The sequence below is a fragment of the Laspinema olomoucense D3b genome, from assembly GCF_025370785.1.
Lineage (GTDB): Bacteria > Cyanobacteriota > Cyanobacteriia > Cyanobacteriales > Laspinemataceae > Laspinema > Laspinema olomoucense.
The window spans coordinates 21,720-36,312 of sequence record NZ_JAMXFA010000038.1 but is presented as its reverse complement, the minus strand read 5'-3'; the positions used below and the strand labels follow the sequence as shown (position 1 = coordinate 36,312).

At 47.2% G+C, this 14,593-nt stretch carries 11 protein-coding genes and 1 pseudogene; 9 read left to right on the top strand and 3 right to left on the bottom strand.

Going from position 1 to position 14,593, the window contains the following annotated elements; genetic code table 11:
* Window positions 1-362 precede the first annotated feature (362 nt).
* The 7 genes and pseudogenes from NG792_RS22670 to NG792_RS22640 form a co-directional block, all read left to right on the top strand.
* Window positions 363-644: pseudogene (locus NG792_RS22670) on the top strand (HU family DNA-binding protein); the annotation flags it as partial.
* A gap of 23 nt (window positions 645-667) precedes the next feature.
* A complete protein-coding gene (gene cobD / locus NG792_RS22665) occupies window positions 668-1,780 on the top strand; it encodes a threonine-phosphate decarboxylase CobD (RefSeq protein WP_261236887.1) in 1,113 nt (370 codons plus the stop codon).
* 18 nt (window positions 1,781-1,798) lie between these two features.
* Window positions 1,799-3,226: a dihydrolipoyl dehydrogenase family protein gene (locus NG792_RS22660; protein ID WP_261236886.1), complete on the top strand. Its 1,428-nt coding sequence runs from the start codon at window positions 1,799-1,801 to the stop codon at window positions 3,224-3,226.
* A 117-nt stretch (window positions 3,227-3,343) separates the two neighbouring features.
* On the top strand, window positions 3,344-5,218 hold the full coding sequence (locus NG792_RS22655; RefSeq protein WP_261236885.1) for a carbamoyltransferase family protein: 1,875 nt from the start codon (window positions 3,344-3,346) through the stop codon (window positions 5,216-5,218).
* A gap of 155 nt (window positions 5,219-5,373) precedes the next feature.
* Window positions 5,374-5,802, top strand: coding sequence for an SxtJ family membrane protein (locus NG792_RS22650; protein WP_261198772.1), 429 nt, complete (start codon window positions 5,374-5,376; stop codon window positions 5,800-5,802).
* A complete protein-coding gene (locus NG792_RS22645; protein ID WP_261198771.1) occupies window positions 5,802-5,966 on the top strand; it encodes a DUF5989 family protein in 165 nt (54 codons plus the stop codon). Before NG792_RS22650 ends, NG792_RS22645 begins: the two co-directional genes overlap by 1 nt.
* 99 nt (window positions 5,967-6,065) lie before the next feature.
* The gene (locus NG792_RS22640) at window positions 6,066-7,436 is read left to right on the top strand and encodes a hypothetical protein (RefSeq protein ID WP_261236884.1); all 1,371 of its coding nucleotides are present in this window, start codon (window positions 6,066-6,068) and stop codon (window positions 7,434-7,436) included.
* Between the two features lie 189 nt (window positions 7,437-7,625).
* Here the strand turns inward: NG792_RS22640 and NG792_RS22635 are convergent, their stop codons facing one another.
* Window positions 7,626-8,954 carry a hemolysin family protein gene (locus NG792_RS22635; RefSeq protein ID WP_261198769.1) on the bottom strand — a complete coding sequence of 443 codons (1,329 nt, stop codon included), beginning with the start codon at window positions 8,952-8,954 and terminating at the stop codon, window positions 7,626-7,628.
* A 270-nt stretch (window positions 8,955-9,224) separates the two neighbouring features.
* Between NG792_RS22635 and mfd the strand changes: the two genes are divergently transcribed.
* Window positions 9,225-12,695 (top strand): transcription-repair coupling factor, encoded by a 3,471-nt coding sequence (gene mfd, locus NG792_RS22630; RefSeq protein WP_261236883.1) that lies wholly within the window; start codon window positions 9,225-9,227, stop codon window positions 12,693-12,695.
* A 242-nt stretch (window positions 12,696-12,937) separates the two neighbouring features.
* Here the strand turns inward: mfd and NG792_RS22625 are convergent, their stop codons facing one another.
* Window positions 12,938-13,741, bottom strand: a complete 804-nt coding sequence (locus NG792_RS22625; protein WP_261236882.1) for a Nif3-like dinuclear metal center hexameric protein — start codon at window positions 13,739-13,741, stop codon at window positions 12,938-12,940.
* Window positions 13,742-13,749: 8 nt separating this feature from the next.
* Window positions 13,750-13,878: a hypothetical protein gene (locus tag NG792_RS22620; RefSeq protein ID WP_261236881.1), complete on the bottom strand. Its 129-nt coding sequence runs from the start codon at window positions 13,876-13,878 to the stop codon at window positions 13,750-13,752.
* A 9-nt stretch (window positions 13,879-13,887) separates the two neighbouring features.
* Between NG792_RS22620 and NG792_RS22615 the strand changes: the two genes are divergently transcribed.
* Window positions 13,888-14,211: a hypothetical protein gene (locus tag NG792_RS22615; protein WP_261236880.1), complete on the top strand. Its 324-nt coding sequence runs from the start codon at window positions 13,888-13,890 to the stop codon at window positions 14,209-14,211.
* Window positions 14,212-14,593 lie beyond the last annotated feature (382 nt).

Genomic DNA, 14,593 nt, shown 5'->3' with positions numbered 1-14,593 from the left:
CTAGAATGGAGACAAAATAAAACCTCCTGTTCCCTAAAAAACAGGTGGTTTTATTGTTTTAAGCAGTTTCCGGAAATCACCTGTAGCTACAATTGTTCTAGGAGCCGTGACAACTCTTTGATGGATCCATTGACCCCACCGGGGGAAAAATGAAAAAAAAATCCTCAAATCTATATAAATTAAAGGTTTCACCGATCCATATTGGGTTGACACCCTTTAGAATAATGCAGTGAAAAGTCGAATCAGTGGGAGTTTCAGCGATTTATTTCTGATTCCTCCCTTAAACTACCTAAGAGACCTACCAAATTGCCGTGGCAATTCAGGTCCCTTAGATTCACTCAAATTAACCTGTACGGAGTAACAAAATGAACAAAGGTGAACTCGTCGATGTTGTAGCTGAGAAGGCTAACGTCACCAAAAAACAAGCGGATGCGGTCCTGACTGCGGCCCTCGATGCCATTATCGAAGCGGTCTCCTCTGGGGATAAAGTGACCCTGGTGGGATTTGGCTCGTTTGAAGCTCGTGAGCGCAAAGCGCGTGAAGGTCGCAACCCCAAAACCGGCGACAAAATGGAAATTCCGGCAACCAAGGTCCCTGCCTTCTCTGCTGGTAAGTTCTTTAAAGAAAAAGTGGCTCCTAAATAAGGGAGTCACATCCCGACTGCCCTTTGAATCAGCCAAAGCATGGGGGGAATTTAGCCTGGGCCGCAACTCTGGCAGGCTGTCCCCCTTCCTCTATCCTGGATTTCTCGGCCAGTATCAGTCCGTTGGGGCCGCCCCCATCGGTCAATACAGCGATTCACAGCCACTTGGGCGAACTGCGAAACTACCCTGACCCCAGCTACTCTTCCTTGCGATCGCAGTTGGGTCAGGCTTGCAGTCTTCCTCTGGAGTGGATCCTGCCCGGTAATGGGGCGGCAGAGTTGTTAACCTGGGCCGGATGGGAATTATCCACCCTCCCTACCACGTTTCTGTTAACCCCCGCCTTTGGCGATTACCGTCGCTGTCTGCAAACTTTTGGTGCAACGGTGGTGGATTGTCCCCTTTTGGGAGATGAGGAAGGGGGATTCCTGGGGGTGGGTGAAGCGACTGCTAAAACCCCCCCGGGACTGGACTGCCTCATTCCTAAATTGCAGCAACAGAAAGCCCCGGGGGGTTTGTTGCTGAATAATCCGCACAATCCGACGGGTCAACTGTTTTCAAAAACCGCAATTCTGCCCTATTTGGAGCATTTTGCTCTGGTGGTGGTGGATGAAGCCTTTATGGATTTTCTCCCCCCAGGGGACCAGGAAAGTTTGGTGACGGTGGTCCAGGATTATCCTAGTTTAGTGATTCTGCGATCGCTGACGAAGTTTTACTCTATGCCTGGACTCCGCTTGGGCTATGCGATCGCCCATCCCGATCGCCTGCAACGCTGGCAACAGTGGCGCGACCCCTGGCCGGTCAATATCCTAGCAGCAGCAGCAGGGGAAGCGGTGGTGCAGGATACGGCCTTTCAGGAACAAACTTGGGCCTGGTTGCCTCCGGCGCGATCGCAGTTGTTTGACGGGTTAGCCGGAATAGCCGGATTGCAGCCCCTGCCCTCAGCGGCGAATTTCTTACTGGTGCGATCGCGGACCTCCTGTTCCCAACTGCAACGGGACCTACTCACCCGTCACCGCATCCTGATCCGGGACTGTCTGAGTTTTCCCGAACTCGGCGACGCCTATTTTCGAGTGGCGGTGCGTCTCCCGGAAGAAAACCAGCGCCTGATTGCCGCCTTAACCGATATTTTGTCCTAGATTGGGGAATCGAACACCGTGACCTTGGATTACGATTTAGTCGTTATTGGCGGCACTCGCCCGGGAATAGAAGCGGCGATCGCAGCCGCCAAACTGCAAGCGCGAGTGGCCCTGGTCCAACCGCCTCAACAGGCAGTGAATGCCCCTCCATTCTTTGAGGGGACCGGACCTGTACAAACAGCGGAGTTATTTGATTCCCCTTCGATTCTCTGGGGTGCGCCATTTCCCAAGGACGTTCCGGAACTGGCCCGCGCCCTAGACCGCTCGACCCAGGCCCTCGCATCCCTAGGGGAGGAATGGTCCCCGGCAGTTCTCGCTTCTCAGGGCATTGATGTGATTGCGGAGGCCGGAGAGTTTTGCTCTACACCACAACTAGCGCTAGATATTAAGAGTAGACGCCTAATTTCTCGCCATTATTTATTAGCCCCCAGTTTTCAGTCAGCGATTCCTGACATCCCGGGACTGGCAACCACGAGATACCTCACCCGGGAAACCTTCCATCACCTCACCGAAGGAGCTCTCCCGAATACGATTGCAATTATTGGCAGCGATCCGAATGGGATTGAACTGGCACAAGTCCTCGTCCGGTTGGGAATTGCCGTGACCCTGATTACTTCTGCACCCCAGATTTTGCCGAAAGAAGACCCTGAAGCGGCGCAATTAATTCAGGCACAACTCGAAGCAGATGGGATTCTTGTCTTGACCGATACCCCAGTAAGGGCGGTGGAATCGAGGCAAGGGAAAAAGATTGTCCAGACGGAAAACCGGGCGATCGCCTGCGATGAAATTTTCCTCGCCTGTGGTTTCCAATCCAATATTCACGGATTAAACTTAGAAAGCGTGGGCGTGAAATTCTACCGGACCCCCCTAGGTCAAAGAGTGCAACTTAACTCTAAATTACAAACAACAAACCGGCGTATCTATGGCTGTGGGAACCTAGCAGGGGGCTATCCCCTCGTTAATGTAGCCCGACATGAAGCTAAAATCGCCGTAAAAAATGCCTTGTTTTTACCCCGTCATCGGGTTAATTATTGGGGCATTCCCTGGGCCTTCCAGACCTATCCGGAAATTGCCCGAGTCGGACTGACTGAACCCCAAGCAAAACATCAATATGATGATGTGGTTGTTTTGAGGCAATATTTTAAAGGGATTGCTGGGGGTCGATTGCAGGAGGAAACAACGGGTTTTTGTAAGGTCTTGGTCCGGAAAAAGGGAGAAATTTTGGGCGCTCATATTTTGGGACCGGGCGCATCGGAACTAATTCACAGTTTTGCGTTAGGGATGCAAAACAAATTGAAGGTTGAGGCGATCGCCACTTTACCCCATATTTGGCCCAGTCTGTCGGAGATTAATCAACAAACGGCCCAACTCTGGCAGGAGGGACGGTTCAAGCAAAATACAGGGTGGCAGACCCTGCTTGACATTTGGTTTAATTGGCGGCGATAATTCCCTGACCAAGGTATAAACCGATAGAAACCAGGGACTTGGAGTGCAGAATCGAGGGTGCGAGTTGACTGAATCTCATCTCTATCTCATCTTTCAAAAAGGGCAAAAAGACGATCTATGAAAATTCTGGGAATTTCCGGTTACTATCACGATAGCGCAGCGGCTTTAGTGATTGAGGGCGATATTATTGCGGCGGCACAGGAAGAAAGATTTTCGCGGAAAAAGCATGATGCTCGATTTCCTCAAAGTGCAATTTCTTATTGTCTTCAAGAGGCCAATCTCTCCCTCAATGAGTTAGACCAAATTATATTTTATGATAAACCGCTGGTTAAATTTGAGCGGCTGTTAGAAACCTATTTGTCTTATGCGCCGAAAGGGTTTCGTTCCTTTATTACTGCTATGCCTGTTTGGTTAAAAGAAAAACTCTATTTAAAAACTATTTTAAAACAAGAATTGGCGAAGTTTGCCGGATGTAAAACCTCCCAATTGCCTCAGCTTTTATTTACTGAACATCATCAAGCTCATGCGGCGAGTGCCTTTTTTCCGAGCCCGTTTCAACGGGCGGCAGTGATGTGTTTGGACGGGGTGGGGGAATGGGCAACGACTTCGGTTTGGTTAGGGGATGGCAATCAACTGATTCCCCAATGGGAAATTGATTTTCCCCACTCTTTAGGATTGCTCTATTCTGCGTTTACTTACTACACCGGATTTAAGGTAAATTCGGGGGAGTATAAATTGATGGGGTTAGCGCCTTATGGGGAACCCAAATATATTGATAAAATCCTGAATCATTTAATTGATTTAAGGGATGATGGCACGTTCCGTTTAAATATGGATTATTTCAACTATGCGACGGGTTTAACTATGACTAATCGCAAGTTTGATGAGTTATTTGGAGGACCGCCGCGCCCTCCAGAAGGGAAGTTAACTCAGAAAGAAATGGATATCGCCAGTTCGATTCAATATGTCACGGAAGAGGTGGTATTGCGTCTGGCGAAAACGGTGCATAAAGAGTTAGAAGCGGATTATTTGTGTTTAGCTGGAGGAGTGGCGTTAAATTGTGTTGCTAATGGTAGACTATTGCGGGAAAGCGCTTTTAAGGGAATTTGGATTCAACCAGCGGCAGGAGATGCCGGAGGCGCATTAGGGGCGGCATTAGCGGGTTGGTATCAGTATGGTGAGCAACCTCGGGTAGTCAATTCGGAGATTGAAGACTCGCCTAAGCAGAATTTGACCGTGGGCGATCGCATGAAAGGGTCTTATTTAGGGCCGAAGTTTGGGGATGAGGAAATCCGGTCCTATTTGGATGCAGTCCAGGCAAAATATTATCGGTTGGATGATGAGGAATTGTTGCCTCGATTAGGGGAAATTTTAGCCGATGAAAATGTGGTGGGATGGTTCCAAGGACGGATGGAATTTGGTCCCAGGGCGTTAGGTGGGCGATCGATTATTGGTGACCCGCGCAGTGCTAAAATGCAGTCTGTGATGAACCTAAAAATTAAGTATCGGGAGTCATTTCGACCCTTTGCCCCTTCGGTATTAAGCGATCGCGTTTCTGATTATTTTGAGATAGATTCGGCGAGTCCTTATATGTTGCTGGTGGCAGCAGTGAAAGAGGGGTTACGGATTCCCATGACGGCGGAACAGGAGTTATTATTTGGGATTGAGAAACTGAACGTGCCGCGATCGCAAATCCCAGCGGTGACTCATGTGGATTATTCCGCCCGGATCCAAACGGTGCACAAAGAAACCAATCCTCGGTACTATGAGTTAATCCGTCAATTTGAAGCAAAAACTGGCTGTGGGGTATTGGTAAATACCTCGTTTAATGTGCGCGGTGAACCGATTGTTTGTACCCCAGAAGATGCCTATCGCTGTTTTATGCGGACCGAGATGGATTATTTGGTGATTGAGAATTTCTTGTTACCGAAGAGTGAGCAAATACCTTGGAAAAAGGATGAGTCTTGGAAGCAAGAATTTGAATTAGATTAAGTTAGGAATTAGCCCGCACCCTCAAGGGTGGGGCTATCCGGACGAAGCCCGCCTGCGCGGGCTATTTGGGAAAAGCCCGCACCCTCAAGGGTGGGGCTATCCGGACGAAGCCCGCCTGCGCGGGCTTATTTTGAGAAAAAGCTCTGTTATTTTTGATGGCTGATGCCTTGGTTATGACTCATACGATTCCGAAGCTGGATAAAAAAGGATTGCGTGAATTTGGACTGGTTACTGGAGCAATTTTTGTAGGGTTATTTGGGTTATTAATTCCTTGGATTCGCGCTCATTCTCTGCCAATTTGGCCTTGGATTGTGGCGGGGGTGTTGTGGGCTTGGGCGTTAATTGCTCCCAAAACTTTAGACCCGGTTTATCACGGTTGGATGAAAGTTGGACTGTTTCTAGGGGCGATTAATAGCCGGATTATTTTAGGGATTATTTACTATTTGTTGTTGATGCCGATGGGATTAGTCATGCGGGGAGTGTTTAAAAAAGACCCGATGGCACGCCGCTTGGATGCGAAGCTAGAGAGTTACCGGGTTTCTAGCACCCGGAGAAATCGCGAAAGTATGGAGAAACCGTTTTAATGTTTGAATCAATTTGGGATTTTATCAAGGATTTATGGGGATTTTTAAGGGAGCGTAAAAAATACTGGATGGCTCCTTTAATTATTACTTTGGTGTTACTGGGCGGGGTGATTGTGTTGACTCAGGCATCGGCGATCGCCCCCTTTATTTACACGTTGTTTTAACGGTTGCCTGTCTGGGATTACTCCAGGAGATTGGGAGCAAGATTCTCCCACTCCTGGGGAGAACCTTTATCCTATCCAGTGAAATTAGCTGATAAATTTATGAAAAAATTGACTGAATTACCAAAAAAATTACCAGAAATTGTTAAAATTACTTTAATTAATCTGGTTTTTTTGGCTATTTTTATCGAGTTAGGGGCGGCGGCTTTATATTGGAGTAAATATAAACAACTGTTTTATACTCGCAGCGATCGCTCAACGAATGAGGCGATCGCCCAGTTGGGATTACCGCTGAATCAAACTGCCACGGATGAAACGATCCTGGAAAGACTTCATCCCTTTTTTGGATATGTTCTAAAACCAAACCAGCCTGTAAATTTAGAGTTTTCTACCCGGGTTTTCCCGGCTAATAATTGGGGGTTTCCTTCGGATTATGACTATCCCTTTATCCGGCAAAACCCGAATCAAGTGATTATCGGGGTCTTCGGGGGTTCGGTTGCGAGTAACTTTGCGATGTATGAAAGTGAAAATCAAGTGCTGACTAAAACCCTGAAAGAGAAAATTCCCGAGTTAGCCAATAAAGAAATTATTATTCTGCCCTTTGCTTTGGGGGGATATAAGCAACCGCAACAACTACTTATTTTAAATTATATCTTGTCTTTGGGACAAGAATTTGATTTTGTCATTAATATTGATGGATTTAATGAAGTCGCCTTATCTCATCTGAATTATCAGGAAAATATTGCGCTTTCTATGCCGAGTGTTCAGCATTTGTTGCCGCTGCGGGATGTTGCCAGTAATAATTTAGGGGTGGATGAACTGAGTGCGATCGCCAAAATTGTGGAAAATCGAGAAGAGTTAATACAAAGGCAGGAAAGTTTACAAGAAAGTAAATTAGCTTCTACTTATTTATTCCGAGTTGTTTCCACTCAGGCAGCGGCGAGGAAATATCAAGAAAATTTAATGGCATTTGAGAAAATTCGAGGGCAAAAACAACAAAATCCCGAACAAGATTTTATCCTCAAAATTGAAAATCCCCAGGAAGTGGTGGATGTAGACACAGCATTTAAGAAAATGGCAGAGTTATGGGGAAATTCATCGCGGTTGATGAAGCAATCTTTGGAAAATCAAAATAGTCTGTATTTCCATTTTATTCAGCCCAATCAGTATTATCCCACCGGGCGATCGTTTAGTGAGGATGAGCGAAAATTAGCCATTATTGAAAATCATCCATATCAAGGTGGGGTGCAGAAGGGATATCCGGCTTTACTCCAAACGATAGAACAGTTAAAAACCGAAAATATCCCGATTTTTAATGCGACAAAAATCTTCGACAATGTGAATGAAATTGTTTACATTGATAGTTGTTGTCATTATAACCAAACGGGCAATCAAGTATTTACAACTTATATTGCCGATTCAATTGTGGGGGTTTTAAATCAAAATCCGGAATTAAAAAATCGCTGGAAATAATTTGCTATACCGATGGTTCAACCGGGCTTAGACTTGTTAATTCTAAAAAATTTACGGTTTAGTTACCTGATTTTTAAAGCAAGTTGGGTGGGCTATTCCCTTGCTAATTAATTGGTTCAGGAGAGGGAGCGAAAGGCTCCCTACTGTTCATCAGAAGCAAGATACTCGCTTTTTTAATCCCGGTCAATTTTAGCTCATTGGAAAAGAAGTTTGGGAATTCCCCTGGATGGGCATTACCAATATTTTATCAACACGATTCCCATCCATGTCCATGACTTCAAATCGGAATCCCGCCCATTCAAAATGGTCCGCAGCAATGGGAATCCGTCCCAGATGAGTGATGACAAATCCTCCCAAGGTGTGATAGTTCCCTTCGGGTTCACCGGGTAACTCTTCCAAATTAAAAACTTCCCGGAATTTTTCAATAGAGACCATACCATCTAATAACCAGGAACCGTCCTCGCGCTGGAGAATTTGCAAATCATCCGGTTGATTCATGGAGGGTAAATCTCCCACGATCGCCTCTAAAATATCATTCAAGGTCACCAATCCCTGAATGACGCCATATTCATCGACGGCTAAGGCAATATGAGTGCCGGTTTGTTTAAATAGCTCTAAGACTTTGAGGGCTTTGGTATGTTCTGGAACAAACAAGGGCTGACGCAAAGCAGCGGTGAGATCGATGGGTTGGGAGAGGAGAGAACGAGTTAATAAATCATTAATCTGAATCACCCCCAAGACATTATCCAGCACATCTTGACAGACCGGGAACCGGGTGTGGGTACTGCTAATAATCTTATTGAGGTTCTCTTCAACCGCATCATCTAAATTCAGCCAAATTACATCCGGTCGCGGGGTCATTAGGGAACTCAGACGGCGTTCATCTAAGCGAAAAACTCGCTCAACCATCGCCTGTTCTTCTTGCTCAAATGCGCCGGTTTCCGTACCTTGTTCGAGTAAAATTTTAATTTCTTCTTCGATGACTTGGGGTTCATTAGAGGGTTGGGTTCTCAATATTTTTAACACCAAGTCCGTAGAAGCACTCAACAGATGAACCACGGGTGACCCAATGCTTGCCAGCAAGCGCATAGGAACCGCAATCCGGGTGGCAATTCGTTCGGGATTGTTTAAGGCGAGGCGTTTTGGGACCAGTTCCCCGAGAATCAGAGACAGGTAAGTAATGCTAACGACCACAATTAACAGTGCAATAGCCCCTTTATAAGGAACTACCACCGGAAGACGATCCAACTGAACCACCACTTTTTCGGCGATGGTGGCACCGCCAAAGGCCCCGGCGAAGATCCCCACTAAAGTGATCCCAATTTGTACCGTCGAGAGGAAGCGATTGGGGGAATTAGCCAATTCTAAGGCGACCCTTGCTTTGACGTCTCCCTGATTCGCCCATTGTTGCAGTCTTGCCTTCCTTGCCGAAACGAGGGCCATTTCAGACATGGCAAATATCCCATTCAGGAGAATCAGGAGTAAGATGAGCAGAATTTCGAGGGAAAAAGAATTCATGTTGTGTGGAATTTGCCTCGGGTTTCGGCGAATATGGCGATCGCCCGGGTGATTGGGTGCGATCGCCACAGTGGACATAAGCATTTAGTGCCAGATTCTAGCTAACTTAACATTTCTCGGCAATAGCAGAATCATCCCCACCCTAGAAATTGTGATCCTAACTTTCTCTGTCTGGGGCGGCTGCACAGTTGGTCCCCAGGCTTCTAAAATAAATACAAGAAAAGATCCGGGGATTTTTTTCAACCCAAGCTATCGCATTTGTGACAAGTCATGGCCTGTTCTTCCATCATCCGCACCCTGGGGCGATCGCCGTTAGCGACCGAACTCCTCACGAAACTCGATCGGCATCACCATATCGAACTCAACGGCATCTCCCGCTTCCCGAAAGGATTGGTCGCCTCGGCGATCGCTCAAAAACGAGACCAGAGTTTATTGGTGGTCACCGCCACCCTGGAAGAAGCAGGGCGATGGGCCGCCCAACTCGAAGCAATGGGATGGCCTACAGTGCATTTTTACCCAACCTCCGAAGCATCTCCCTACGAACTCTTTGACCCGGAAGAAGAAACCACCTGGGGGCAAATGCAAGTCCTTGCCGATTTAGTCCGAGGAGAAAACAATCTCGCCATTGTCACCACGGAACGGGCCTTACAACCCCATTTACCCCCGGTAAATCAGTTTAAACCCTACTGCCTCACCCTCACTGCCAAAAGCGAGTGGAACTCCAAAACCCTGGACGAACAACTCGCCCGCATGGGATATGAGCGCGTGGCCCTTGTGGAAACCGAAGGGCAATGGAGTCGCCGGGGGGATATTGTGGATATTTTTCCCGTTTCTGCTGAACTTCCCGTCCGCCTGGACTGGTTTGGGGACGAACTGGAGAATATTCGGGAATTTGACCCCTCTACCCAGCGTTCCCTGGATAAAATCGAGCAACTGGTCCTGACTCCCACCTCCTTCAGTCCCCTGATTCAGGCCCATTTACCGGAGGCATTGAGAAATGCAGGCACAGCTATCTCGAATGATTTAGAACTGGAAGACTCCCCCGAGTTGCCGTCCCTGCATCGGTTTCTGGGGGTGGCATTTGAGCAACCCGCTTCCTTGTTGGACTATCTTTCCCCAGATACCATTGTTGCCATTGATGAACCCGATCGCTGTAGTGCACATGGCGATCGCTGGGCGGAACAAGTAGAAGAACATTTCCGAACCCTCCCGTCTAAACCCATTCCCCTGTCTCGGGTACACCGCAACTTTAGCGAATCCCTCGCCACTGCTGAATCCTTTGACCGCATTTCCCTCTCGGAATTGGTGATTCATAGCAAAACAGAGGGTCCTAAGATTAGTTTTGACTTGGATAGTCGTCCCGTTCCCGTCTTGCCTCACCAGTTTGCCAAACTGGCCGAACTGTTACGAGAAGAACGCGATCGCCGGTTTAATGTCTTTCTAATTTCCGCCCAACCGAGTCGATCAGTTTCCTTGTTGCAAGAACATGACTGTCCCGCCCAATTTATTCCCAATCATCGGGACTATCGGGCGATCGAGAAACTGCAAGTCCAACATATTCCCGTTGCCTTGAAATATAGCGGACTTGCCGAACTCGAAGGGTTTATTTTGTCCGCCTTTAGAATTGTGATTATCACCGATCGCGAATTTTATGGACAACATACCCTCGCCACCCCTACCTACGTCCGCAAACGTCGTCGCGCCGCTTCTAAACAGGTAGACCCCAATAAACTACGTCAAGGAGATTTTGTCGTTCATCGCCATCATGGCATCGGCCAATTTATTAAACTGGAAAAACTCCAAAACAGGGAATATTTAGTTGTTAAATATAGCGATGGAATTCTGCGAGTTCCCGTAGACCAACTCGAATCCCTCTCCCGCTTCCGGACCACTGGAGGGAAAAGGCCAGAACTCAATAAACTCACCAGTAAATCCTGGGAAACAACCCGCAACAAAGTCCGCAAAGCGGTGAAAAAACTGGCGGTGGATTTGTTGAATTTATATGCCAAGCGATCAGATCAACAAGGATTTGCCTATCCCCCAGATATGCCTTGGCAGCAAGAGTTAGAAGATTCTTTTTCCTATCAACCGACGCCGGATCAGTTGAAGGCAACTCACGATGTGAAGCGGGATATGGAGAGCGAGAGACCAATGGATCGCTTAGTCTGTGGGGATGTGGGATTTGGCAAAACAGAAGTGGCAATTCGTGCAATTTTTAAAGCGATTACCGCAGGAAAACAGGTAGCCTTGTTGGCCCCGACTACGATTTTAACCCAACAACATTATCATACCATTAAAGAACGATTTGCTCCCTATCCGATTCAAATTGGATTGCTCAATCGCTTCCGCAGTCAAGCAGAACGCCAAGATATTCAAAATCGCCTTGCTACAGGGGAATTAGATTTAGTTGTGGGAACTCACTCAGTTCTGAGTAAATCGATTCAGTTCCGAGATTTGGGACTATTAGTAGTGGATGAAGAACAACGGTTTGGGGTGAATCAGAAGGAAAAAATCAAAGCATTAAAAACCCAAGTGGATGTGCTAACTTTAACAGCGACACCTATTCCCCGCACATTATATATGTCTTTATCCGGTGTGCGAGAAATGAGCTTGATTGCGACACCCCCGCCCTCTCGTCGCCCAATTCAGACTCACTTGGCACCCTACGACCTAGAAACCGCGCGATCGGCGATTCGCCAAGAGTTGGACCGAGGGGGACAGGTGTTTTACGTTGTGCCTCGGGTAGAAGGGATTGAGGAAGTGGGCGCGGCATTGCAACAAATGGTTCCCAGTGCAAGAGTGGCGATCGCTCATGGTCAAATGAACCCATCAGAATTAGAAGCGATTACCATTGCTTTTAGTTCGGGAGAAGCAGATATTTTAGTCTGTACTACAATTATCGAATCGGGGTTAGATATTCCTCGGGTGAATACGATTTTAATTGAAGATGCCCACCGCTTCGGATTGTCCCAATTGTATCAATTACGGGGACGAGTGGGACGGTCTGGAATTCAAGCTCATGCATGGTTATTTTACCCCAAAAGTGGCCGATTAACCGATGAAGCCAGGAAACGGTTAAGGGCTATTAAAGAGTTTGCTCAATTAGGTTCAGGATATCAACTCGCCATGCGAGATATGGAAATCCGAGGCGTCGGCAATTTGTTAGGGGCGGAACAGTCAGGACAACTGGATGCGATCGGGTTTGACCTCTATATGGAAATGTTAGAGGAAGCGATTCGAGAGATTCGCGGCCAAGAAATTCCCACCGTAGAAGAGACACAAATCGACCTCACCTTAACCGCCTTTATTCCTGGGGATTATATCGTGGATTTGGACCAAAAGATGAGTGCATATCGGTCAGTAGCCTTGGCAACCTCGGAGAAAGAACTGGCAGAAATCGAAGCCGATTGGCGCGATCGCTACGGACCCATTCCCAAACCCGTCACTCAACTCATGCAAGTCATGAAACTCAAACAAATTGCCAAACCTTTAGGATTCTCCCGAATCAAACCGGAAGGAACCCAAAACATCGTTTTAGAAACCCCAATGGAGGAACCCGCCTGGAACTTACTCGCCGAAAATTTGCCTGCCAATATCCAAGAAAAGTTTGTCTACAGACCGGGTAAAGTTACCGTTCGCGGCATTGGAATTATGCGTCCAGAGTATCAATTAGAGACCCTGATTGATTGGTTAGGACGCATGAAAGGTGCGCTACCCGAAGCAGCAATTTCTCACGGGTAACCTGTTCAGAACAGGCAGTGGTTTAAACCTAGGGCTGTTTCATTCTCCTGGCTCAATTCATTTTTGCATTGTTCAGTCCTTTTATCTCCCGGGGAATACAGCCTCATTCCCCTCCCTTGGAGGGGTGTCCCGCAGGGGCGGGGTGGTCCTTCGTTTCAACTGAGGAAATCAAGCCGAAAACCCTTGGCTTGTAACGCTTACGGGGTAAGGAAAATTTTAGAAGGATTTTCAATTTGCCTGCTCTATCCGCGAAAAAACTGGCGGAAATCTTCATCTTGGTTACTCAATTTTACCCAGTCTGCTCCCGCTTTTCTTAATTTTTCAACCAGCCGATCGCAGGCGGGGCGTTCCGTCGCATAATGACCCGCATCGATCAGGACTAAGCCGCGATCGCGCGCTTCCTGGAATTGATGAAATTTGCAGTCAGAGGTGAGATAAGCCTCGGCACCGGCTTGGACAACCGCATCGATATAACTGGCTCCCGAACCGCCTAAAACGGCTAACCTGCGAATGCGCTGCTGGGGTTTTGCCGGAGAAAAAATCAGTTCGGGAGGTTGCAATTTTTCTTGAATTAACGTTAACAAATCCATCAGGGGTAGAGCCGGTTCCAGTTGTCCGATTCGTCCATAGCCGAGTCCAGTTTGGGTAGGAACTATTGCCTTGACTTGTTTGAGTTTTAACAGTTGCGCGAGGACATCAGCGGTTCCATGATTCACTTGGTCAAAGTTAGTGTGAGCGCTGTAAATACCGATGCGATGGGTAAAGGCGAGTTTTGCCATTTCGCCAATTGCCTCACCGCTACAGAGGCGATCAACTCCGCCAAAAATTAGAGGATGGTGAGCAAAGATTAAATTAACAGGTTCACCTGTTTCTTTGAGGGCGATCGCCTCTTGCATGACGGCTAAGGTAGGGGTTAAACAAACTAAAACCCCCGCCGGTTCCGTTAAGATTCCCGGTTCGATTTGCCAACCACAATTATCCCACTTTTCTTGCCATGCTGGGTTCACCCAGCCTTCAAACCATTGTATTAGCTCGGAAATCTTCATGTTCCTACTCAGTCATCCCTTTGTACTGCCATTCGTAGAGGTTCGGAGGCGATCAACTTTGACTGGATGCCATTGGAGGCGATCGCTTCCCCTAGGACATTGGGGTATTTAGAGCATCGGTATCGTATCGGCAACACCAACTGGATTTGTTTACAAAATCTGTAGGAATTAGCAGCCAATCTGCGTCAGAAACCCGCTGTCTTGTCCCCTTGCTCGCATCCTCTATCGAAGTCCTAAGTTTCAGTTTAACAAAGCTGATCCAACTTAGGGGCGATCGCTCCTCTAACTTGTACATTTCAGCCCAGGGTACTCCACCCGGGATGAAGTCAGGGGCGATCGCACCTGAATCTGGCTTACCCCAGGCAACCAGCTCGCTTTCTAGCTTACCCCAGTCGCCTCATCATCATTTAAGAAACAATTTTACTCCCGTTGATTCGATTACTTCTCCCGGACCTTTCCTGCTCTGTTAAAGATTGGGATTAAGACCTAAACTTTGTAAATCTTCCTCTAGGGAGAGTTAATTTGGGTATTTTAACTTTATAACTATAAAAGTTTATTCTCCCCTTTAAGCTTTTGCCTGTTTGAAGGAGAGATTAAAAAATTATCAATCCCTTGGACTGAAGAAAGCACAGCGTGCCGGATGCATCCAATCTTGCTGGCTAACCTCATCCAATTTAAGTGCCAAACAGCTAACTTTAGCCTAATCAATAAAATACTTATTGATTAGGCTAAAGTTAGCCTCGCCTGTCCTTTGTTATTAAGGAATGCGCCGCCTGATGCCAAGACGCTTGGCATAGCGAAAGATGTGCAGCACTCCAAAAATATCAGGTTAGGAGCCCTTGCTAAATGTAT

Excerpts from the sequence above, each read along its gene's own strand:
- NG792_RS22655 (WP_261236885.1), top strand. The coding sequence starts at position 3,344 with ATGAAAATTCTGGGAATTTCCGGTTACTATCACGATAGCGCAGCGGCT.
- NG792_RS22650 (WP_261198772.1), top strand. The coding sequence starts at position 5,374 with ATGGCTGATGCCTTGGTTATGACTCATACGATTCCGAAGCTGGATAAA.
- NG792_RS22645 (WP_261198771.1), top strand. The coding sequence starts at position 5,802 with ATGTTTGAATCAATTTGGGATTTTATCAAGGATTTATGGGGATTTTTA.
- NG792_RS22640 (WP_261236884.1), top strand. The coding sequence starts at position 6,066 with ATGAAAAAATTGACTGAATTACCAAAAAAATTACCAGAAATTGTTAAA.
- NG792_RS22635 (WP_261198769.1), bottom strand. The coding sequence starts at position 8,954 with ATGAATTCTTTTTCCCTCGAAATTCTGCTCATCTTACTCCTGATTCTC.
- mfd (WP_261236883.1), top strand. The coding sequence starts at position 9,225 with ATGGCCTGTTCTTCCATCATCCGCACCCTGGGGCGATCGCCGTTAGCG.
- NG792_RS22625 (WP_261236882.1), bottom strand. The coding sequence starts at position 13,741 with ATGAAGATTTCCGAGCTAATACAATGGTTTGAAGGCTGGGTGAACCCA.